Genomic DNA, 22,938 nt, shown 5'->3' with positions numbered 1-22,938 from the left:
GTATATAAATTATTATAGGCATATATTTTTTTATTTTATTTGAAGTTAAGCTATGGTAAAATTAAAATGTAAATAAATTGTTAACAAAAGTGTGGGGGATTTTATGAGAAGAAATGAAATTGATTGGATAAGAAATATTTGTATATTGATGTTATTTGTTTATCATACAGCAGCATTATTTACTGATTTTGGAGATTTTTATGTTAAAGCTGAAAATAGTAATTTATTTTCTAACATATTTATTTTATTAACATTTTCTTGGTATATGCCACTTTTATTTTTCTTAGCAGGAGCATCAACTTATTTTGCATTGAAAAAAAGAAGTGGTGGTCAGTATATTAAAGAAAGAGTCAAAAGATTACTTATACCATTTATATTTGGAATTTTAGTTGTCGTACCACCTCAAACATATTTAGCTAGATTATGGAGAGGAGAAAAAAATATAAATTATTTTAGTCATTTAAAAATGTTTTTTACAAATGTAAGTGACTTTATGGGTTTTGATGGTAATTTTAGTCCCGCTCATCTTTGGTTTATTATATTCCTTTTTGCAATATCAGTTGTAGGGGTTCTTATAATAAAGTGGCTGAAAACTAAGCCAGGAAAATTTATAAGTGATTCAATTAAGCCTATAGTTTTGGGAAAAAGGTCTTTATTGTGGGTATTAATAGCGTTAATAACTTTAGAGATGATTCCTACAATAGGAGGGAAAGGTGTATTAACGAATTTACTATTATTCATTCTAGGATATGTAGCCTATAGTGATAATGAAGTTATAGAAAGATTATCTAATAAAAGAAGGTTATTTTTAGCCTTAACAATTGGAACTGTTATGTTAGGTGCACTGTACTTTTTCTTAATAAGGAATGCACAAACAGAATCTATAGTTTATATATTAGATAGTACACTAAAGAGTACGATATCATTAATTATGGGAATAACTATAGTATCTTATGGAATTAGATATTTAAACAAAAGCAATAAATTATTAGCTTATTTAAACAAAGCATCTTTTCCAGTATATATATTACATCAAACAATCTTGTTAGTATTAGCATTTTATATATTACCATTAACTTTACCTGCATGGGTTTCTATAGTGTTAATAATTAGCTTATCTTTTGGTCTTACATTTATAGCCTATGAGATATGTAGAAGAATTAAATTTATGGATGTTTTATTAGGGATGAAATAGTTTGATTGATAATTTGAACATATAAAAAAATAATGTTTATTAAAAAATTTGCAAATAGATTAAAAAGCCATGGATTATAAATATTCTGGCTTTTTTCATTTTTTAAATAAAATATTTTAATTTTCATTGCACATACTATTTTAGAGAGTGAGAAAAGTGGAGGCAAACATATGAGTAATAAAGACATATTTTTAAATGATGTAAAAAGCGGAGAAAATATAAAAATTTCTTTGATGGTTATGAGAATAATGTTTAAAGATACTAGCAAAGTTGTTGCTATATTAGCAGATAAAAGTGGAGATATAAAAGCTACTATACCTTCTAAAAAAGGAGATATAGTAGAAGGTAGGGTTATATCTGTTGAAGGTAAAAAAGATAGCAATTTTGATGTTAAGAAATATGAATTTATTGATGAATATGAAATTGAAGATTATCTTCCAACAGTAAAAAGACCAGTAGAAGATATTATGGAAGAGTTAGAACTATATACTGATGAATATATACTTTCAAGGGAAGGAAAGTCCTTAAATAATTATTTTTTTAAGAATGAAGAATTTTTAGAGAAGTTTAAAAAGGCAATTGGTGGAGTATCTATGCATCATAATTATATAGGTGGTCTCGCAGAACACACATTAGGTGTTATGTATTTAAGTATAGTATTTTCTGAAAGATATAATTGTAAAAACAAGGAGATTGCCATATTAGCTGCAAAACTTCATGATATAGGTAAAATATATGAGATGAGCTACGATGGACCTTTTAAATATACACTTCAAGGTGAGATGGAAGGTCATATAGTTATAGGAATTCAAATGCTTGATAAAGCTTTTGAGTCAGAGCCTAATCTTTATTCGGATGAATTTAAAGCAAGAATAAAAGGATGTATTGTTCAACATCATGGAAAACCAGAGTTTGGATCTCCTAAGGATATGAATATGGAAGAGTCTTATATTGTGCATTATGCTGATTATGTAGATGCAACAATGAATAAGATAGAAAAGATTAAAGAAAAGTATCCAGATGGTGGTTGGACTGATTATGATAGAAAATTAGAAGCAAGGCTATATTTATAGTGGAGGTTAAGCATGAATAAAGTAATTAAATTTTTATTGACGTGTATGTTATTTATTATATCTGTTGAGAGTACTACCTTTGCTTCGGAAGAAAACAAAGAGATGGATTATATATGGAATACAAAAAGAGATTTATTAGTTTTAATGTTAACGTATCCTGAATGTATTAAAGATATAGAAAAAGATGAAAAGGGATTTGTTTATCTTGTAATGCAAAATAATAATAAAGTTCTTTATGATGATAAAAAAGAGAAAAGTCATGAACAGAAGTTTTATAATTCTGACTTACAGGATACTTTAGAACAAATTTATCCTTTGGATATGATAAATAATGTTATGGAAGAAGGGCAAGACCCAGGAAGAATTAGATGTTATTCTTTTTTAAGTAATATGTATGGTAATAGTAAAGAAGCTGTACAGAAAAATATAACTAATAAAAGTACTTATTATGGTTCAATGATGTTTAATAAAGTAAATGGTGCAGCAGATAATCTTGAGAAGGCACTAAGTATTATAAGTGAGCTTGCAAAGGAAAATCCTAAGATATATAACTTTGTATCACCAACAAGCGGAACATTTAATTATAGAGTTATACAAGATACAGGACAACTTAGTCCACATGCTTTTGCTATTGCAATAGATTTAAAGAGTGATCCTGCAGATTATTGGAAATGGTGTAATAGAGAAAAAGGTGGAAATAGAATTTCAATTTATCCTGAGGAAATAGTTAAGACTTTTGAAGAGTGTGGCTTTGTTTGGGGAGGAAAGTGGTCACATTTTGATATATTACATTTTGAGTATAGGCCAGAAATAATATTAAAAGCAAAATATTTTGGTGAGTGTAATAATGCAGAAAATAGCGAATGGTATGAAGGTTGTACCATAGATGAAAATACAGAATCTTTAATTGAAAAGATTAATAGTGTTATAGATAATTAAAGAGTAAATAAAAATTGTAAGTTGACTTACTATTTTTTAATGTTTATAATCTTTAATAATAGTGAGGTGAAAAGTATGGTGAATAAGAGTAGTAAAAAATTAGTTTTAGGCGCATTATCAGCGGTTGCTGCTTCTGTTGCAGCAGGAGTTTTTGTAAAAAAAACCATGCAGAATAAAGGGGAAAATAAGCCTGAAAAGGAAAAGAAGAAAAAGAAAAGTAAAAATGTTTATTACACTGTATCATTAAATGATATATATAATACATATGATGATAAGACCTTTTCAGAAGAAGATATGATAAATGAAATAAAGAAGGAAACATCACTTTAAATTGATGGATAGCTAGGAAGGGGCTACTAAATGTGGCTCCTTATTTTTGTATAGAGTATATTAAAGAAGTAAAAATATATTTGAAAAAATACATAAAATAAATATATTTAAAAAAGGTATAGAAATTTTAATTAAGATAAGGTATACTATTCATCCGATGTTGTATAAAAAGATTAATAAGTTTGTACAAGATGTGTAATTTAATTATGAAAAATAGATAGAGTAATATAATAAACAGTTTTTAGTTATACATACAAAGATAAATTTTAGATAATTATAAGTTAAGAGAGTAAAAAATAAAACTAACTAGAGAAGAAGAGGATAAATTATGGAGTTATTTGTTACAGATTTAGATGGAACATTATTAAATAGTAAAAAAGAAGTATCTAAGTATTCATGCGATACTTTAAATAAATTAATAGATGACGGTGTTAACTTTACAGTAGCCACAGCTAGAACACCAGCTACTGTAGTAGAATTATTAGAGGGAATTAATTTAAAGCTTCCAGTAGCACTTATGAATGGGGTTTTAATTTATGATATTAAAGAACAAAAGTATATAGATATAAAAGAAATAGAAAAAGACACTGTTAAAAAGTGCTTAGAGATATTTGAAGAGTTAGATAAAAATGTATTAGTGTATGGAATTAAAGATAATCATTTATGGGTTTATTATAAAGAGTTCCAATATGCTTGGGAATATAATTTCTATAAAGAAAGAGCTGATAAAAAGTTAAAAACTTTTGTGGAAGTAACTGATTATAAAGAAGCAATTAAAGATTCTAAAGTAATTAACTTCATTGTATTTGATAAATATGAAAATATTAAGAGAATAAATGATGAATTAACTAAAATTCAAGGGTTAACAGTTAATTATTATGAAGATATTTATGAAGAAGATTGCTATTTCTTAGAAGCATATAGCAGTGAAGCTTCAAAAGCTAATGGAATTAAGTTTTTAGAAAGATATATTGAACATGATAATTTAGTTTGTTTTGGTGATAATTTAAATGATATACCAATGTTTGAACTTGCTGATGAAGCTTATGCAACTGCTAATGCTGTGGATGAATTAAAGGAAATGGCAACAGCTGTTATAGGAAGTTGTGATGAAGATGGTGTTGCAAGATTTTTAGAAGAACGTTTCAATAAGTAGAATTAAATTATCAACATAGTGTAAAAATATTAGGTACCTTTAAAATTTTTTTAAATTGATATATTATATACTAATAGTTTTAGTAGTGGAGCCTATAGCAGATATAGATGCAACTTTAGCAACTATTATTACGTTTATAATTTTTTATGAGAAGAAGTTAAGTGGAAGTATATCAAAAATGAATAGTAAAATTATAGTATAAATTTAAAAAAGCCTTATGAAATAGTTAATTTATTTCATAAGGCTTTTGTTGATTATAAGCTAATGTGGAAACTTACATTTCAATATAATGCTAGTTAAATAATTTGTGGTATAATGTATCCATTATATGTAACGTAGGTGAATTTATGATAAAACAGGTTTTATTAAAAGCATTTGAGAAAAGTACTTATGGTAAAAATGAGAGAGATGGAAGGCGAGTATTAAATAATGATTTAATTGCAGATATAAAATATGAAGCTGATGATAATGAAATTTTTATTAATAGTTTAGTTATATCTGAAAGTTTATATAGTCAGTATAATTGCAGATTAGATATGGATAAAAAGACTAAAGAAATAGTTTTAACTAAGTGTAGTTGTAGTGATTATGAGAAAAGTGGTAAAAAGAGAATTACATATTGTTGTAAGCATTTAATTGCTACGTTTTATAGATTTTTAGATGATATAGAGCAAGATAGTTCGATTCAGGATGAATTAGGTATCGGAGAAGCTTCAAAGGAGCTTATTAAGTCAACTACAGATTCTGTATTAGATTTATTACTTGGTGAGAAAAAAATTAAAAAAGAAATAAAGCTTGAGGTTGTAATAAACAGAGTAAATTGGTATGGAAAAATTGCAGCAGAGTTTAGAGTTGGACTAAAGGGAATGAGTTCAAATAAGTTATATATTTTAAAGGATATAGGAAGCTTTTTAATATCTTTATATAATAAAGTTCCTTTAGCATATGGAAAAGATTTTACTTTTGATATAAATGAACAGAAGTTATCTAATAGTGATAAAAGACTTATTAAACTTATAAATCTTATAAGAGATATAGATAGAAAATTTATTTCAGGAAAGCAAGTTATAATTCCAGATTATCTTGTCAGAGAATTTTTTAATGTAATAAAAAATAATAGGGTCTACTTAGGAAGCGGGTTTTATTCAAGGCAAATAGAAGTAGATGTATTAGAAGAAAAAATTGATTTACCGATGTCGCTAGAAGATGGGGGGAAGGTAATAAAGCTTGAAGCTGAAAATGGTATTCCAGAAAGCTTAACATCAACTAAGGATGTATATTTGTATAATTCTAATATTTATTTACCACCAGAAGAACAAATAGATGTTTTGAATCCTTATGTAGAGTCTTTTAGTCATGGTAAAACTATATTTTTTGCTAAAGAAGAAGAGGAAAGAATTTTAAGAGAATTAATACCTTCAATGCAAGATGTAAGTAAAAATATAAGATTATCTAAAAGTCTTAGAGATAAAATCATTATTTCACCAGTTAGCTTTAAATTCTACTTTGATAAAGAAGATGAAACATATTTAATCCTTAAAGTATGTTATGGACAATATGAGTTTAATATCGAACATAACTTTGAAGAGAAAATTATCTATAGAGATAAGGCTAAGGAAGATGAAGTAGTACAAAAACTAAAAGAGTTAGGTTTTGAAAAAATAGATAATAAGTTTGTATTCTTTAAAAGTGAAGATGATTTATTTAGATTTTTTAAGCGTGATATAGTAGAACTTCAAGATATAGGAGAAGTATATTATTCAGAGAATTTTACTGGTATAAAATCAATAGGTTCTGGAGCTTTTAAGGGAGAAATAAGAAAAGGAAAGTTTGATTATTTTGAGCTTAAATTTACCTTAGGAAATATTCAAGATAGAGAAATAGTTAATATATTAAGAGCTTTTAGAGATAATAAAAAGTATTATAGATTAGAGAGTGGAGAATTTTTAGACCTTAATGACTTAGAGTTAAATAAAATTTTAGCACTTTTAGACTCAATGGAGCTTATTGAAAATGATAATAAGGCAATTTTTAATAAGAATAAAGCAGGGGTAATAGAAGATTACATAAATGACTCAGGAATAAAGGGAATAAGAGGACGTAAAATTATAAAAGAGATAAAGGATTCTTTAGTATCGTATAGAGATAAAGAATACACTATTCCTAATAATATAAATGCAACTTTAAGAGAATATCAAGTTGAAGGCTATAAGTGGCTTAAAACATTAGATTATTTAGGGTTTGGCGGTATATTAGGTGATGAGATGGGGTTAGGTAAAACTTTGCAAACTATAACTTTCATAGCATCAAATGAAGGTAAAAAGAGTTTAATAGTAGCGCCTACTTCACTTGTTTATAATTGGAAAGGTGAGTTTTCGAAATTTTCACCAGATATAAAGGTTGGAATAGTTAATGGTGTTGTTAAAGAGAGAAAAGAATTAATAGAGAGATATAAAGAGTATGATGTTTTAATAACAACTTATAATTTGTTAAGAAGAGATTTAGAATTTTATCAAGATAAAGAGTTCGATTATTGTATTTTAGATGAAGCACAAAATATAAAAAATTCATCATCGCAAAATGCTATGGCAACAAAGAGTATAAATGCAAAGAGAAAATTTGCTTTAACAGGTACACCAATAGAAAATTCTCTTATGGAGATTTGGTCTATATTTGATTTTATAATGCCTGGATATTTATACGATGAAAAGAGATTTTTAACTAGATATCATAGAAGACTTGAAGAAGATAAAGTTATTATTGATGAAGTTAATAAGCTTATAAGACCATTTATTTTAAGAAGATTTAAGAGCGATGTCATAAAAGAATTACCAGAAAAAATCGAAAAGAAACTTATAGTACCACTTGAAGAAGAGCAAAAGAAAGTGTATGGGACTTATGCAAATTATGTTCAAGAGCTTATAGATAAAAAAGTTAAAAATGATGAATTTACAAAGAGTAAGATAGAAATACTTTCTTATATAACAAAGTTAAGGCAAATATGCTTGGACCCATCGGTTATAATGGAAAACTATATTGGAGGAAGTAGTAAGTTAAATGCATTAACAGAGACAGTTATAGGATGTATAGAGCAAGGACATAAAATACTAGTGTTCTCTCAATTTACTACAGTATTAAAAAATGTGAAAAATATATTTGATAGCAATTATATTACTTATAAATATTTAGACGGATCAACACCTTCTAAAGAAAGAGCAAAGCTCGTTGATGAATTTAATAATGACGATACATCTGTATTTTTAATCTCTCTTAAGGCTGGAGGTACAGGATTAAACTTAACTAGTGCAGATATAGTTATTCATTTGGATCCATGGTGGAATCCAGCGGTAGAAGATCAAGCTACTGATAGAGCGCATAGAATTGGGCAAAATAATATAGTGGAAGTAATTAAGATAGTAGCTCAAGATACCATTGAAGAAAAAATAATAAGTCTTCAAGATGAGAAAAAAGCGCTTATAGATAAAATAGTAGGAAAAGGTGCCGAGTTAGATAACACAATATTAAAAATAAGTGATGAAGAAATTATTTCATTATTTTATTAACTTAGTATATAATATATAAAAATACTGAACATAAAAAACGATAAGTTAATATGTTTATAATGTAATATAAAAAGCAAAGGATGGTGTTTATGAAAGTAGTAATTATAGGTGGAATAGCAGCAGGTATGAGTGCGGCTGCAAAATTTAAAAGACTTTGTCCTAATGATGAAGTTATAGTTTATGAAAAAGGAGATATAGTTTCTTTCGGAGCTTGTGGACTTCCTTACTATGTTGGAGGATTCTTTGAAGATTCAAATGAAATGATAGCAAGAACTCCAGAAAAGTTCAGAGAATCAGGAGTAGATATATTTACTAAACATGAAGTATTAGGTATAGATTTTGATTCTAAGACCCTAAAAGTTAAAAACATAAGAGATAATGAAGAATTTACTGATTCATATGATAAGCTAATGATAGCTACAGGAGCAAGAGCTATAATTCCACCAATAAAAAATGTTAATTTAGAAAATGTATTAACATTAAAATCTATGGAAGATGGTAATAGAATAAAAGCATTGCTTTCAAATCCAGACTTAAAGAAGGTAACTATTATAGGCGCTGGATTTATTGGACTTGAAGCAGTGGAAGCTGCTAAGCAAAAAGGTAAGGAAGTAACTGTTGTTCAACTTCAAGATAGAGTTTTAGCAGAAGTTTTTGATAAGGAGATAACTGATTTATTAGAAGAAGAAATTAGAAGTCATGAAGTTAATCTTTTATTAAATGAAACTGTTTTAGAATTAGGTGGAGATACAAAAGTTAACAAAGTAATAACTAATAAAGGTGAATTTGAGACAGATTTAGTTATACTTGCAACAGGAGTAAGACCAAATACTGAGTTTATAACAGACCAAAGAATAGAAAAGTTAAGAAATGGTGCTATAGTTGTAGATAAATTTGGAAGAACATCAATAGAAGATGTTTACGCAGCTGGAGATTGCGCAACAATAAATAATTACGTAAGTGAAAAAGAAGCGTATGTTCCATTAGCCACAGGGGCAAATAAGCTAGGAAGAATAGTAGGTGAGAACTTAGCAGGGCAAAATAATTGCTTCCAAGGTTCTTTAGCATCAAGTTGTATTAAGGTTATGAATATGGAAGCTGCAAGAACAGGACTTTCAGAAAAAGAAGTTAAAGAGTTAGGATTTGATTATAAGACTAAGTTTATTTCCGATATGAATCAAACAAGCTACTATCCAGGTAGACAAAAAATATATGTTAAACTTATTTATGATGCACATAGTAAAGTAATACTAGGTGGTCAGGTTGCTGGATATAAAGATGCGGTTCAAAGATGTAATGTTTTAGCTGCATGTATTTTCGGAAAGATGACTACTGAACAATTAGGAATGCTAGACCTTTGTTATGCACCACCATTTGCAAGAACATGGGATGTTTTAAATGTAGCAGGAAATGTATCTAAATAATTAATAATTAACAATTAAGAGTTAAAAATTATAGGATATTTAATTTGCAAATTTAGATTTAAATATCGTAATATATTAACTCTTAATTTTTTATAGGTAGTATTTATATAAGAAAAATTAATATATAAATACAAGTGAAGCACGAAATTTTTACGAATTAATATTAAATAGAAATTAAAAATTTTCGTTTTTTTTAATTTACATAGCTTAAAATTTATGTAATAATAGTATAGATTTTGTGCCTAATTAATAGATTAAATTGAGATTTTCTATTAATAGTTACATAAGGGAGATTAAAAGTGAATATAATTTGTTTAATCGAACTTAAGTATAAGTAATTTTTAGTATAAAAATTATTTATACTAAAAAAAAACTATAAAATTAGGAGTGTACATATGAAAATAGGATTTGATCACGAAAAGTACTTAGAGGAGCAATCAAAATTTATCTTAGAAAGAGTTAATAACTATGATAAGTTATACTTAGAGTTTGGAGGAAAATTGTTATTTGACCTTCATGCCAAAAGAGTATTACCAGGTTTTGATGAGAATGCAAAAATAAAGTTATTACATAAGCTAAGAGAAAATGTTGAAGTAGTTATTTGCGTTTATGCTGGAGATATCGAAAGAAACAAAATCAGAGGAGATTTTGGAATTACTTATGATATGGATGTAATGAGACTTATCGATGATCTAAGATCTTATGACTTAGAAGTAAATTCAGTGGTAATTACAAGATATAACGACCAACCATCAGCAACTGTATTTATAAACAAGCTTGAGAGAAGAGGAATAAAGGTTTATAAACATAGAGCTACTAAAGGGTATCCAACAGATGTTGATACTATAGTTAGTGATGAAGGTTACGGAAAGAATCCTTATATAGAAACAAGTAAACCGATAGTTGTTGTTACAGCACCAGGACCAGGAAGCGGTAAGCTTGCTACTTGCTTAAGCCAACTATATCATGAATATAAAAGAGGAAATTCAGCTGGATATTCTAAATTTGAAACATTCCCAGTTTGGAATGTACCACTAAAACATCCTTTAAATATAGCTTATGAAGCTGCAACTGTAGATCTTAAGGATGTAAATATGATAGATTACTTCCACTTAGAAGCTTATGGGGAAACTGCAGTAAATTATAATAGAGACCTTGAAAGTTTCCCAGTATTAAGAAGAATAATAGAAAAGATTACTGGAAAAGAATCAGTTTATAAATCACCAACAGATATGGGTGTAAATAGAGTTGGATTTGGAATAGTTGATGATGAAGTTGTTAGAGAAGCATCAAAACAAGAAATAATTAGAAGATATTTCAAAACTGGATGCGAATATAAAAAAGGGTATGTGGACAAAGAAACATTTGAAGCTGCTAAACTTATAATGGAGCAAGTTAATTTGAAGGAAGAAGATAGAAATGTTGTAGCTCCTGCAAGAAAGCGTGCTGAGGAATTAAAAGAAAAGTCAAATAAAAATGAAATATGTCCAGTTATCGCGCTAGAACTTCAAGATGGAACTATAATAACTGGAAGAAATACAGAAGTTTTAGATGATGCAGCAGCAGTTTTATTAAATGCTATAAAACATTTAGCAAATATATCTGATGATATTCACTTAATATCACCAGTGATATTAGAACCAATTATAAAGTTAAAATCACAAACATTAGCAAATAAGAATGTATCATTAAATTGTGAAGAGGTACTTATTGCATTAAGTATTTGTGCTGCGACTAATCCAACAGCTCAAGTAGCTATGGAAAAGCTACCAATGCTTAAAAATTGCCAAGCACACTCAACAACAATATTACCAACTAGTGATGAGCAAACATTTAGAAAATTAGGAATAGATATAACTTGTGATGCTGTTTATCCATCAGAAAGTTTATACTATACTAACTAAATTATGAAAAGTTAATTCAAAGATATATAGCCTTTAGTAGATATTTAAATATATTTACTAAAGGCTTTTTTATTATAAAAATATTTGAAGAATTAAATATGGTATTATGTACAAAATATAAATAATGAGTTTTTATATGGAGGTAGTTTGATGAAAGAAAAATTAAGAATTCTACCACTGGGTGGTATGGGTGAGATAGGAAAGAATATAACTGCTATAGAGTATAATGATGATATTATTGTTATAGATTGTGGATTAGCATTTCCTGATGAAGAGATGTATGGTGTAGACCTAATTATCCCAGATATATCATATCTTATAAATAATAAAGATAAAGTAAAGGGGCTTGTTTTAACCCATGGTCATGAAGACCATATTGGTGCAATACCTTATATTTTAAAACAGTTACAAATGCCTATTTATGGAACAAAATTAACTATAGGATTAGTAAAGACTAAGCTTGAAGAACATAAATTGTTAAATGAGACAAAAACAGAGAGTGTAGAAATGGGAGATATAATAGAGCTTGGGTGTTTTAAAGTAGAATTTATAAGAGCTACACATAGTATAGCTGATTCTTGTAGTTTAGCTGTTTATACACCACTAGGAACAATATTACATACAGGAGATTTTAAAATAGATTATACTCCTATAGATGGAAAGCTTATGGATTTACAACGTATATCAACAATAGGAAGAGAAGGGGTTTTACTTCTTATGGCAGATAGTACAAATGTAGAAAGAACAGGTCATTCTTTATCAGAGAGTACTATAGGACAGACGTTAAAAAGAATTTTTTCTACAGCAAAGGGGCGTGTTATAGTTGCTACATTTGCATCTAATATTCATAGAATGCAACAAGTAGTAGATGCATCTATGATTTATGGAAGAAAAATTGTTTTTAATGGAAGAAGTATGGAGAATGTATCTAAGGTAGCTAGAGAACTTGGATATCTTCATGTGCCTGATACAGATATAATTGACGTAGATGATATATCTAGTTATCCAAATGAAAAAGTAACAATCTTAACCACAGGAAGTCAAGGAGAGCCTATGGCATCTCTAGCGAGGATAGCATTTTCAAATCATAGAAAAATAGCTATAGAACCAAATGATACATTTATAATTTCAGCATCACCTATTCCAGGTAATGATAATCTTATATCAAAGGTAATTAACCAATTATTTAAAAGAGGTGCCAATGTTATATACGAAGATTTAGAAGATGTACATGTATCTGGGCATGCGTACCAAGAAGAGTTAAAGTTAATTCATACTTTAGTTAAGCCTAAGTATTTTCTACCTGTTCATGGGGAATTTAGACATTTGAAACATCATGCTGATTTAGCAGAAAAATTAGGAACACCAAAAGAAAATATATTTACTTTAGATACAGGGGAAATACTAGAGATATCAAAAGATGAATGTAAGAAGGAAGGTAAAGTAAAAGCTGGATCAATATTTGTAGATGGATTAGGTATTGGAGATGTTGGAAATATAGTTCTTAGAGACAGAAGGCATTTAGCCCAAGATGGAATGCTTACAATAGTAGTTGTTATAGAAAGGAATACTTTAAGTATTCTTTCAGGACCAGATATAATAACTAGAGGTTTTGTTTATGTTAAAGAATCGGAAGAACTAATAAATGAAGTAAAGGATATTGCTTCAGAAGAATTAGACAAATGTTTAGAAAAAGGAATAGTGGAATGGTATTTGTTAAAATCTTCAGTTAAAAAAGCAGTTGAAAATTATATTTATGAAAAAACAAAGAGAAAACCAACTATAATTCCAATAATAATGGAAACATAAAAGGAGCTAATTTTAGCTCCTTAAAATTTTATTCAAATCGTTCACAACCTATACTTTTTAAGAAATTATTATCTATATAACTATCTATAGGTTGTAGGTTATGATCAGATTTATATTTCTGTACAGCTAACTCTAAAGAATAACCGTAAATACCGTCAGCAGGATGATCATAATATCCCAGTGCGTTTAGAATTCTTTGTACATGATATACGTCAGCTCCCTTACAGTTTGGAGTTATATCACGATCGTAAGGAGAGAATCTCCAATTAGGACCACCAGAAATAACAACAGATGTATCGTAATCAACTAAATTAAAAAGTTCTTTTATATTATGATTATACATACGAATACAGCCATTAGAAGCCATGCTTCCTATACTACTAGGGTTACTTGTTCCATGAATTCCAAAAGTATCCCATGGTGCATTTAATCCTAGCCAATATCCACCAAAAGGGCCTTTCATTAAGGCTTTACTTTTAATTTGCCATGTACCTATTGGTGATGGAGTAGATTTTTTTCCAATTGCTATGGGATATACTTTAACTTCTTCTTGTGTTTTTTTGTCTACTAAAGTTAAAGTTCGAGCATACAAATCTATTAAAATTATATATTTATTACCATCTGTACAAGCTGAAGTTGATGCCATAGAGATTTGAGAGATATTTAAGATTAAAACAATTAGTACAATTATTGTAATAAATCTATTTTTCATATTATCACCTGCCATTCAGTTAATATTTTTCAATAATATCAGACAACTCAATCCTAACAAGGTTAGATAAGTCATCAGCAGAATAATTAGCTTTAGCATCATCTTTAACTGTTAATATTATAGGTAATGCTATTGTAAATGTAGTGCCTTCACCATATTGGCTTTCTACAGATATAGTGCCTTTATGAAGTTCTATTAACCCTTTTACTATGTATAAACCTAGCCCACTTCCTTCTGTATTTAGATGTAAAGAAGAATCGGCTTGATAAAATCTATTAAAAATATTTTTAAGTTTATCTTCTGGTATACCAGTACCGGTATCATGTACCTTAATAATTACTTCATTATTATTTACATTTATACTTACATATATTCTACCTCCATCAGGTGTGAATTTTATACTATTTGATAATAGATTTAATATACAACGTTCTATCTTATTCGTATCAATATAAGTATTTATTTCCTCTTTTTCTGTATCGAATATAATTTCTATATTAAATGTTTTAGCTAAATCAACTGTTGACATAACAGTATCTTCTATTACTTGAACTATATTTTTATAGGAAAAGTTAGCAGTGATAAAGCCTGATTCTAATCTAGTAACATCGATAATGTTATTTACAAGTTTTAATAATCTATTACCGTTTTGGGTTATATAATTTAGCTTATTTAAGAAATAATCCTTATCTAATGAAGACTCATTTGCTTTAATTGAAAGTAGATGAGCGGTAGATAGAATTATATTTATAGGGGTTCTAAACTCATGAGATATTGTAGTAATAAAAATTGACTTTAGTTTTTCTGTTTCGAGAGCCTTTTTATAAACAGCATCATTTATTGCTATAGATTTTTTTTGATTTATAGAAAATATTACTATGTAAATTAAAAAAATAAAGAAAGATATTATAAAAATCCACAATAATATTTTTAAGTATGGAGGCAATAAAAAATCAAAAATACCCTTATTTAAAACTATACTTTCTTTAGGCAATAGCAGTGGATTTATATGATAATAATTAAGTGAGTCATAGTTGAAAATTGTTAAGTCTAAGCTGTTATAAAGTAAAGGTATTTCGCTAATAGAAGTTCCAGAAAGTATTTTAAGTAATAAGTCACCAGCTATAGCTCCATAATTATCACTTGGATCAACTATTCCACCTATTGCACCAGCAGTAATATAAGGTTGAACTTTGGTATAAATAGGTGTATTGGTATTATTTTTTATTATTTGTATAGTATCATTTAAATCTAAATATGCATTAGTAACTTTATCTTTATATTCTCCAACTATTACTAAAGCAGAAGATTTAGGATCGCTTTTTGAAAGTTCAGGAATAATATTATCTAAGTACTCCTCAACAATAAATGTAATATTTAGAGACTTACTAGCTAAAGGTTGCATATTGATTATGTTTTCCTTTACTACGTTAGAAAAAGTTGAATTATCTAATAAAACAATTACATCTGTTAAATCTTTTTCTAAAGTGATAAGTAAATTTAAAAAGCGAAGGTTATCCTCTCTATCTATAACACCAGACATATATTGTTTTTCTTCAGTAGAAAGTGTAATTAGATTATTTGAACCTATAAATATGGTTGGTTTTTTATAGAAAATAGAACTTTCTATAAATAAATTTTCTCTAAGAAAAGATAAAGCTTCATCATCTATAGTTAAAATTGCATCTATAGGGTAATCTTTATACTTCGTATTTAAAAGTTCCATGAAACTACTTTTATATTCATTAGTAAATAGCGTTTTGCTATCTAGAAATTCTAGGGTTAAATTTATATTAGAGGTAGTAGATAGTTTCTTTTTTAATCCATTGTAAACTAGTGACTCCCATTGATTATTAGCATTATATGAATTTAAAATTAAAACATTAAAAGCTTTTTCAGTATTAAATGCACAGGTATTATTTTTGTATCCTATAAAAATAAAGGCTATAAATATTAGTGAGAACAACTTAGTTAGTGACTTTATATATGACATAATGAAACCTCCGATAATACTAATATTTAGTATTTGTATATATAGTAAAATAAATTCTTAAAGGATAAATAAAAAAGAATAAATAATCTACAATATTTGGTATAAATATTATGTTAATTTGGAAAATTATATGAAGAAAAAATACAAATGAGGGATAGAGTGATTATTATGAGTAATATAAAATTAAGGTTTTTAGAAGGTACAAATTTATATAGTAAAGATAATCTTATCTATTTGAAGGGGGATGGTGAGTGTTATAGAGGTGAACTTTTAAAAGTTGTTTATAACTATATGAATATTGGTGAAAAGCTAAAACTAAATAGTTATATTGATATAGTTGAAAAAAATGATATTATAGAAGTTTTAATAAGTAGTAATAATATTTATTTATCTAATAATATAATTAAATCTTTAATGAGTAACTCTAGTGAAGAAACGATATTAAATGAATTAGAAAGTAATAGTGATAATGAGTGGAGTAAAAAGTTAAAAGAGATAGCTATTAGTAAGAATATTCCTTATACTAGAATAAATGAAAATGAAGTTATTTTAGGGTATGGGGAAAATTCTTTTAAAATAGATAGAAATGATTATATAAGCAAATATGATGAAGATTATTCTAAAATCTTTAATTATATCGATGGAAATGTTGGAGAAATACCAATAATATCAGTTACAGGAACTAATGGGAAGACTACAACGGTGAGGTTAATCCATAAGATATTACTTGATTTAGGATATAGGAGTGGGTTGGCTTCAACTGGAGGAATATATATAGGAAATAAATTGATAAAGTATGGTGATACAACAGGATTTTATAGCGCTAGAGAAGTGTTGAAAAATAAGGATGTTAATGTTGCTGTTCTTGAAACTGCAAGAGGTGGCATTTTAAAAAAAGGATTAGGATATAAGAACTCTAAAGTTGCTATAATAACTTCATTAAGTGAAGACCATATAGGAATGGAGAATATAAAGTCTGTAGATGATTTAATAAATATAAAATCAGTTATAACAGAAGAATTAGATAAGGATGGAATATTAATTATTAAAGCTATACCAACATTAGTAGAGCGATTTAAAGATAGGAATAATGTGATTTTATTTAATTATTTTGAAGATAAATTAATAAAGGACCATACTAAAAGAGGAAATATAGCTTACTATGTCAAAGAAGATTATATAGTTAAAAATAGGGGAGGAATTGAGGAAAAAGTAATTTCTATAAAAGAAATACCATTTGCGTTTAATGGTATTTCTAAAAGTAATATAAGAAATGTTATGGTAGCAATGATAGCTACTGAACATATATGTAAAAATATGAATAGCATTATTGATATAGTAAAAAAAATAGAGTGTGATATTTATAATAATTTAGGAAGACAAAATATTTTAGATTTTAATGATTTTAAAATGATAATTGATTATGGACATAATAGCGAAGCATTTAAAGAGGTTTTTTCTATTGCAAGGAGTATAAAAAATAATAGAATAATTGGTGTAATAACCGCTGCTGGTGATAGAGAAGATATTTATATTAAGGAGCTAGGAGAGATAGCAGCTGAGTTTTGCGATAAAATAATAATTAAAGAACAACCGGATTTGAGAGGAAGAAAAAAAGGAGAAACTGCTGAACTATTAAAAGAAGGAGCTTTAAATAATAAATATAATAGCGAAAATATTAAAGTAATATTAGAAGAGGAAGAGGCTATTTTATATGCTTTAAGGAATGCTAATGTTGGGGATGTTATAGTGTCATTTAGTCAGTTTTTATATTTAACATTTCCAGTTATAAATAAATTTAGAGTAGAAAGAGGATTAAATAAAATAGGTGAAGATTTAGATTTGATGCATTAATAGCATATGGTACTTCATAATAAGTAAACTAAGTATTAAATCCGCGTAAAATACAAAAACTATTTTTATGTTTTATGATGAATTTAATTTTTATGGAGGTTATACCACTTATGAAGGATTTACTAGATAAAGGTGCTGTTATTCAGAGAGATAAGGAAAGCTATGCAATAGCGCCTCATTTAACAGGAGGATTAGTAACACCAGAACAATTAAGAAAGATTGCTGATGTTGCAGAAAAATATAATGCAGCAGCATTAAAAGTAACAGGAGCGCAAAGAATTGCAATAGTAGGAATTAAGGAAGAAGATATAGATAAAGCTTGGAATGACTTGGGTATGAAACCAGGAGCTGCTATAGGGTTGTGTGTAAGAAGCGTTAAAATATGTCCAGGAACTACATTTTGTAAAAAAGGAATGCAGGATTCAGTAGCGATAGGGGCAAAGCTTGATGGAGCTTATCATGGTAGAAATCTACCTAATAAACTTAAAATAGGTGTTAGTGGCTGTGTTAATAGTTGTTCTGATAGTCATACTAGAGATATTGGTCTAATTGGAACAGCTAAAGGATGGATGGTATTAGTTGGAGGAAAAGGTGGCATTAAACCACGACTTGGAGATAGAATATTAATTAATGTATCTAATGATGATATATTTGGAGTTGTGGAGAAAATAATAAATGTATATGGAGATAATGCATTAGGAAAAGAGAGATTAGGAGATTATATAGATAGAGTGGGATTAGATGAATTTAAAGCTAAGTTAGGCATAAGCTAATAATAATTAAATAAGAAAATGAAAATATCACTGAAAGTTTGAACTTTTCTAGTGATATTTTTTGTTTTGTTAAAGGTTATATTATAATAACAGTAAGTAAAATTATATTTAAAGGTAAAAGAAATTAAAAAAGTTTATATAAAGTTTGTAACGAAAGTAAAAAAATACGTACATATGTAATGGAGGTGAGTAAATGAAACAGATGGAGGAACTGTACCTTAACTATGCAAAGACAGTTCATAAATATTTAATATGTTTGACTAATGATGTAAATATAGCAGAAGACTTAACACAAGAAACATTTTATCAAGCCTCGAAAACTATTAAAAATTTTAAAGGTGAATGTAAAGTATCGGTGTGGTTATGTCAAATTGCAAAGTATTCTTGGTACAAGCGTTTGGAAAAAAATAAAAAATATAATTGTGATTCTTACGAAGATATATCATTTGAAATTGTAGGATACCAAAATTTAGAGTTAGATTTACTTAAAAATGAGGATAAGATGGAATTGTTTAAAAAGATTCATTTGCTTGATTCGCAAAGTAAGGAAATTATTTTTCTAAGGATAAGTGGTGAGTTAAGTTTTAGGGAGATTGGTGACATATTTAATAAAAGTGAAAACTGGGCCAGAGTTTCATTTTATCGTGCAAAGCCAAAATTATTGGAGGTATAGAGTTAATGAGAGAAGATTTGAATTGTGAAATTGTAAAAGATTTATTGCCAAATTATATTGAAGGATTGACTAGTGAATATACTAATGAAGCAATGAAGAGGCATTTTGAAACATGTGAAAGTTGTAAAGAAGCATATGAGTTATTAAGTGTGAATGGCACGGAAGACGAAAGTTTGCAAAAGAAAAATATTTATGAAGCAAAAGAATTAAAGTATTACATGAAAAAGGTTAGATTAAGAAATTTATTTTTAGGAGTAATTTTTGCATGTTTAGTTTTAGGTGGAAGTTATTTATTATACGATAATTTAGTTAATATATGTAATTATAATGAACCAAGTGAAAATGTAGAAGTTACAGAGCTTTATCAATTGAATGATAATTATGTTTATTTTAATCTTAGAAGTAAAAGTGAATATCTAATCAGTGCTATGACCTTCGGGCCTGGAAAAATAGATAAGGGCTATGTTGGTACGGAAATACATTTTTTAAGGCCTGTAATTGGGAAAAAATTATCTAAACTATCAGAAGAAGAAAAAGAATTGAATTTAGGAGCAGGCTTTGTAATAGATATAGAAAATAAAAAGCTAATTGACGTAGGCAGCTTCATAAGGGCAAATGATAATATAACTGCAGAGGAAATAATTAATTATGCTGAAAATAAAACAACTGAAAAAGGCAATATTGATATAGTTAATTCTGATAGTAAAATTTATTATATCGGAAGAAATGATGATGATAAACTTTTAATATGGGAAGAGGGAATGAAGTTGCCTAAATACCCTAATTAAAAACTTGTATTTTAAATATTTTTTAGAGAAAATTTAATAGTCAAAACGATTTTATTAGCTTTAAGACTTTATTTCAGAGAGATGAAATAGAGTCTTTTCTTTTGGAAAGAATAATAAATATGTTTACACAATAGAAGATAGAAGATAATATTAATAAAGTGCAAAAGAATTTAGTTTAAAGTTAAGAATTGAAAATGAAAAGTTAAGTATGAAACTGCTGTGAGGTTTCTAAAATTATAGTTGTTCAAAGTTATCTTGGATAAGACTTTACTTCTAATCTAACTATTTACTTTTAACTTAAAACAAGAAATGAGGGAAACTATTGAATAAATTTAATGATTATAAAATAAGCAATGAAATACTAAAAGCTTTAGATGCTTTAGGATATAATAAACCATCAGATGTTCAACAGAGGGTTATACCAGAAATATTGCAAGGTAAAGATGTAATAGTTAAATCACAGACAGGAAGTGGTAAGACTGCAGCTTTTGGTATACCTTTATGTGAAAAGTTGAATTGGGATGAACAAAAACCTCAAGCCTTAGTTTTAACTCCAACAAGAGAACTTGCTATACAAGTTAAAGAAGAAATAATGAGCATAGGTAGATTTAAGAGAATACGACCTGTTGCTGTATTTGGTAAACAACCTTTTTCGGATCAAGCAAGAGAATTAAAGCAAAGGACTCATATTGTAGTAGGAACTCCAGGTAGAGTAATGGATCACATCGATAGAGGTTCTTTAAATACATCAAATATTAAATATTTAATAATAGATGAAGCTGATGAAATGCTTAATATGGGATTTATTGATCAAGTTAGAGAGATACTTAGAGGATTAAATAAAAATAGACAAAGTATTCTTTTATCAGCAACTATATCAGAAGAGATTCTAAACTTATGTAATGAATATATGAATAATCCTATAAGTATAGAAATTAAAGCTCAAAAGTTAATAACAGATAATATTAATCATGAACTTTATAGAGTTAATGAACAATATAAGATGGAAGAATTAAATAAGCTTTTAATAAGTGAAGCACCTAAAACTGCAGTTATATTCTGTAAAACAAAAGAAAATGTTGATAAGGTCTTCGAAGCTCTAGGTAGAAAAAGATATTCTATAGGTAAAATCCATGGTGGTATGCTACAAAAAGAAAGAATGGATCAGATGGATAGATTTAAAAAAGGAAATTTTAGAATTCTTATTGCTACAGATGTTGCCGCTAGAGGAATTGATGTTGAAGGAATAACTCATGTTATAAATTATGACTTACCAGTGGAAAAGGAAGCATATGTACATCGTATAGGTAGAACAGGAAGAGCCGGAGCAAAAGGAAAGGCATTGAGTTTAGTAAATCAATATGAAGATAGACTATTAAATCTAATTCAAGAATATATAGGATTTGAAATTCCTTTAAAAGATTTACCAAGTGAAGATGAGGTAAAAGCAAAGGAAATGGAAGGAGTAAAAATATTAAAGTCAAATCCAACAGTTAAGAAACAAAAAGCCAAAGCTGTAAGCAAAGATATTACTAAGATATATCTTAATGGTGGTAAGAAGAAGAAGATAAGACCAGGAGATATAGTTGGAGCTATTTCAAGGATTGAAGGTATAACAGCAGAGGATATAGGAATAATAGATGTTCAAGATACAGTATCTTATGTAGATATATTAAATGGAAAAGGTAATAAGGTTATAGATGGCCTTAGAAATGGAACAATAAAAGGCAAAAAGCTTAAGATTGAAAGAGCGAGAAAATAATTAGTATTGCCTAAAAATAAAGAAAAAGTACGAAAAAAGTTTACAGATGAAAAGTTGACTTTGTCGCAGTGAAAATGCTACTAGCGTAGGGGAGAAAATTTAGATTAAGTTAACGTGAAAGGTACTAATATAGATACTTTTCACTAGTGCTAAAGGCAATATTTTCTCTGTCATGTCAGTGGCTTTTTCTATTTTGACGAAGTCAAACTTTTCATCAAAGTGATTCATACTTTATTTATAGTGTGTATTTCTAAATTCTGAAGGAGAAACTCCTTCAAAGGATTTAAAAGTTTTAGTAAAGTGACTTTGGTCATAGAAGCCTAAAACTAATGATATATCTAGAATACTTTTTGTTGTTGTCATAAGCAATACTTTAGCTCTATCTACTCTTATTTTTTTTGAATATTTCATTAATGAAATTCCCATATGCTTTTTAAAACATGATACGGCATATTGAGGAGTTATGTTAAGATGAGTAGCAATATCTTCTAGTGAAACGTGGCTTTCAATATTCATATGAAGATACTGTAGTATTTTATTTACTATAAAGTTATCTTTAACTTCAACATCACTTATTAATAGTTCTAAATATGTGTTGGCCATATCTAGCTCAATATCTTGAAGTTTAGATAATTCAGAAGTTTTTATAATCTTTTCATAATATTTATTATAAACAGGATGAAGATATTTTTTTGCAACACCACGTCTTATTATTTCTCTTGCAAATACAGCATTCCAAATAAGTAAATCATCCCTTTTTAAGTCACAAGGTACAGCATCCCTAAGTTCACCGATATGCTTTTGACTTATGTTATAAAGTATAGCAGGTCTATTTCTAGTATCTATAAATGAATCAAAATCATTACTAAATATACTTATATCAGATATGAAGCTTTCGTACATAATATCCTCCCATAAATTGTATTAATTATATATATATTATATTTAAAATGTACAATCGTTTGCAATATATATTAATATATGATGAAT

17 protein-coding genes are annotated in these 22,938 nt (G+C 27.7%); 14 read left to right on the top strand and 3 right to left on the bottom strand.

Going from position 1 to position 22,938, the window contains the following annotated elements; genetic code table 11:
- The first annotated feature begins 103 nt into the window (after window positions 1-103).
- The 9 genes from ARA56_RS02525 to ARA56_RS02485 all read left to right on the top strand — a co-directional run bounded on the left by ARA56_RS02525 (window position 104) and on the right by ARA56_RS02485 (window position 13,393).
- Window positions 104-1,195: an acyltransferase family protein gene (locus ARA56_RS02525; protein ID WP_055263626.1), complete on the top strand. Its 1,092-nt coding sequence runs from the start codon at window positions 104-106 to the stop codon at window positions 1,193-1,195.
- A gap of 170 nt (window positions 1,196-1,365) precedes the next feature.
- On the top strand, window positions 1,366-2,268 hold the full coding sequence (locus tag ARA56_RS02520; RefSeq protein WP_055263624.1) for a 3'-5' exoribonuclease YhaM family protein: 903 nt from the start codon (window positions 1,366-1,368) through the stop codon (window positions 2,266-2,268).
- 12 nt (window positions 2,269-2,280) lie between these two features.
- The gene (locus tag ARA56_RS02515) at window positions 2,281-3,207 is read left to right on the top strand and encodes a M15 family metallopeptidase (protein WP_055263622.1); all 927 of its coding nucleotides are present in this window, start codon (window positions 2,281-2,283) and stop codon (window positions 3,205-3,207) included.
- A 75-nt stretch (window positions 3,208-3,282) separates the two neighbouring features.
- Window positions 3,283-3,537, top strand: coding sequence for a hypothetical protein (locus ARA56_RS02510; protein WP_055263620.1), 255 nt, complete (start codon window positions 3,283-3,285; stop codon window positions 3,535-3,537).
- Window positions 3,538-3,865: 328 nt separating this feature from the next.
- Window positions 3,866-4,693, top strand: a complete 828-nt coding sequence (locus ARA56_RS02505) for a Cof-type HAD-IIB family hydrolase (RefSeq protein WP_055263619.1) — start codon at window positions 3,866-3,868, stop codon at window positions 4,691-4,693.
- A gap of 347 nt (window positions 4,694-5,040) precedes the next feature.
- Window positions 5,041-8,256, top strand: a complete 3,216-nt coding sequence (locus ARA56_RS02500; protein WP_055263618.1) for a DEAD/DEAH box helicase — start codon at window positions 5,041-5,043, stop codon at window positions 8,254-8,256.
- An 89-nt stretch (window positions 8,257-8,345) separates the two neighbouring features.
- The gene (locus tag ARA56_RS02495; protein ID WP_055263617.1) at window positions 8,346-9,680 is read left to right on the top strand and encodes a CoA-disulfide reductase; all 1,335 of its coding nucleotides are present in this window, start codon (window positions 8,346-8,348) and stop codon (window positions 9,678-9,680) included.
- Between the two features lie 395 nt (window positions 9,681-10,075).
- Window positions 10,076-11,584, top strand: a complete 1,509-nt coding sequence (locus ARA56_RS02490) for a DUF1846 domain-containing protein (RefSeq protein WP_055263615.1) — start codon at window positions 10,076-10,078, stop codon at window positions 11,582-11,584.
- Window positions 11,585-11,734: 150 nt separating this feature from the next.
- Window positions 11,735-13,393: a ribonuclease J gene (locus tag ARA56_RS02485; RefSeq protein WP_055263613.1), complete on the top strand. Its 1,659-nt coding sequence runs from the start codon at window positions 11,735-11,737 to the stop codon at window positions 13,391-13,393.
- A 28-nt stretch (window positions 13,394-13,421) separates the two neighbouring features.
- On the opposite strand, the gene ARA56_RS02480 is transcribed toward ARA56_RS02485, so the two are convergent.
- Both ARA56_RS02480 and ARA56_RS02475 read right to left on the bottom strand, forming a co-directional pair.
- Entirely contained in the window at window positions 13,422-14,105 is a 684-nt protein-coding gene (locus ARA56_RS02480; RefSeq protein WP_055263611.1) for a L,D-transpeptidase family protein, read from the bottom strand.
- Between the two features lie 19 nt (window positions 14,106-14,124).
- Complete coding sequence (locus ARA56_RS02475; protein WP_055263609.1) at window positions 14,125-16,098, bottom strand: sensor histidine kinase; 1,974 nt, start codon at window positions 16,096-16,098, stop codon at window positions 14,125-14,127.
- 168 nt (window positions 16,099-16,266) lie between these two features.
- Between ARA56_RS02475 and ARA56_RS02470 the strand changes: the two genes are divergently transcribed.
- The 5 genes from ARA56_RS02470 to ARA56_RS02450 all read left to right on the top strand — a co-directional run bounded on the left by ARA56_RS02470 (window position 16,267) and on the right by ARA56_RS02450 (window position 21,948).
- A complete protein-coding gene (locus ARA56_RS02470; protein ID WP_172675731.1) occupies window positions 16,267-17,952 on the top strand; it encodes a Mur ligase family protein in 1,686 nt (561 codons plus the stop codon).
- A gap of 110 nt (window positions 17,953-18,062) precedes the next feature.
- Window positions 18,063-18,725: a nitrite/sulfite reductase domain-containing protein gene (locus ARA56_RS02465; RefSeq protein WP_084758937.1), complete on the top strand. Its 663-nt coding sequence runs from the start codon at window positions 18,063-18,065 to the stop codon at window positions 18,723-18,725.
- 193 nt (window positions 18,726-18,918) lie between these two features.
- Window positions 18,919-19,398, top strand: a complete 480-nt coding sequence (locus ARA56_RS02460) for an RNA polymerase sigma factor (protein ID WP_055263603.1) — start codon at window positions 18,919-18,921, stop codon at window positions 19,396-19,398.
- A 5-nt stretch (window positions 19,399-19,403) separates the two neighbouring features.
- Window positions 19,404-20,186: a zf-HC2 domain-containing protein gene (locus tag ARA56_RS02455; RefSeq protein WP_055263601.1), complete on the top strand. Its 783-nt coding sequence runs from the start codon at window positions 19,404-19,406 to the stop codon at window positions 20,184-20,186.
- A gap of 322 nt (window positions 20,187-20,508) precedes the next feature.
- Entirely contained in the window at window positions 20,509-21,948 is a 1,440-nt protein-coding gene (locus ARA56_RS02450) for a DEAD/DEAH box helicase (protein ID WP_055263599.1), read from the top strand.
- A 231-nt stretch (window positions 21,949-22,179) separates the two neighbouring features.
- Here ARA56_RS02450 and ARA56_RS02445 read toward each other — a convergent pair whose 3' ends face one another.
- Window positions 22,180-22,851 (bottom strand): helix-turn-helix transcriptional regulator, encoded by a 672-nt coding sequence (locus ARA56_RS02445; protein WP_055263597.1) that lies wholly within the window; start codon window positions 22,849-22,851, stop codon window positions 22,180-22,182.
- Window positions 22,852-22,938 lie beyond the last annotated feature (87 nt).

This window comes from Clostridium disporicum (assembly GCF_001405015.1).
In the GTDB taxonomy this organism is placed as follows: domain Bacteria; phylum Bacillota; class Clostridia; order Clostridiales; family Clostridiaceae; genus Clostridium; species Clostridium disporicum_B.
The sequence above is the reverse complement of the archived record's forward strand: the minus strand, read 5'-3'. Positions and strand labels throughout refer to the sequence as shown.

What these genes read in the sequence shown, in the direction of transcription:
- ARA56_RS02525 (WP_055263626.1), top strand. Translation starts at nt 104, where the DNA reads ATGAGAAGAAATGAAATTGATTGGATAAGAAATATTTGTATATTGATG.
- ARA56_RS02520 (WP_055263624.1), top strand. Translation starts at nt 1,366, where the DNA reads ATGAGTAATAAAGACATATTTTTAAATGATGTAAAAAGCGGAGAAAAT.
- ARA56_RS02515 (WP_055263622.1), top strand. Translation starts at nt 2,281, where the DNA reads ATGAATAAAGTAATTAAATTTTTATTGACGTGTATGTTATTTATTATA.
- ARA56_RS02510 (WP_055263620.1), top strand. Translation starts at nt 3,283, where the DNA reads ATGGTGAATAAGAGTAGTAAAAAATTAGTTTTAGGCGCATTATCAGCG.
- ARA56_RS02505 (WP_055263619.1), top strand. Translation starts at nt 3,866, where the DNA reads ATGGAGTTATTTGTTACAGATTTAGATGGAACATTATTAAATAGTAAA.
- ARA56_RS02500 (WP_055263618.1), top strand. Translation starts at nt 5,041, where the DNA reads ATGATAAAACAGGTTTTATTAAAAGCATTTGAGAAAAGTACTTATGGT.
- ARA56_RS02495 (WP_055263617.1), top strand. Translation starts at nt 8,346, where the DNA reads ATGAAAGTAGTAATTATAGGTGGAATAGCAGCAGGTATGAGTGCGGCT.
- ARA56_RS02490 (WP_055263615.1), top strand. Translation starts at nt 10,076, where the DNA reads ATGAAAATAGGATTTGATCACGAAAAGTACTTAGAGGAGCAATCAAAA.
- ARA56_RS02485 (WP_055263613.1), top strand. Translation starts at nt 11,735, where the DNA reads ATGAAAGAAAAATTAAGAATTCTACCACTGGGTGGTATGGGTGAGATA.
- ARA56_RS02480 (WP_055263611.1), bottom strand. Translation starts at nt 14,105, where the DNA reads ATGAAAAATAGATTTATTACAATAATTGTACTAATTGTTTTAATCTTA.
- ARA56_RS02475 (WP_055263609.1), bottom strand. Translation starts at nt 16,098, where the DNA reads ATGTCATATATAAAGTCACTAACTAAGTTGTTCTCACTAATATTTATA.
- ARA56_RS02470 (WP_172675731.1), top strand. Translation starts at nt 16,267, where the DNA reads ATGAGTAATATAAAATTAAGGTTTTTAGAAGGTACAAATTTATATAGT.
- ARA56_RS02465 (WP_084758937.1), top strand. Translation starts at nt 18,063, where the DNA reads ATGAAGGATTTACTAGATAAAGGTGCTGTTATTCAGAGAGATAAGGAA.
- ARA56_RS02460 (WP_055263603.1), top strand. Translation starts at nt 18,919, where the DNA reads ATGAAACAGATGGAGGAACTGTACCTTAACTATGCAAAGACAGTTCAT.
- ARA56_RS02455 (WP_055263601.1), top strand. Translation starts at nt 19,404, where the DNA reads ATGAGAGAAGATTTGAATTGTGAAATTGTAAAAGATTTATTGCCAAAT.
- ARA56_RS02445 (WP_055263597.1), bottom strand. Translation starts at nt 22,851, where the DNA reads ATGTACGAAAGCTTCATATCTGATATAAGTATATTTAGTAATGATTTT.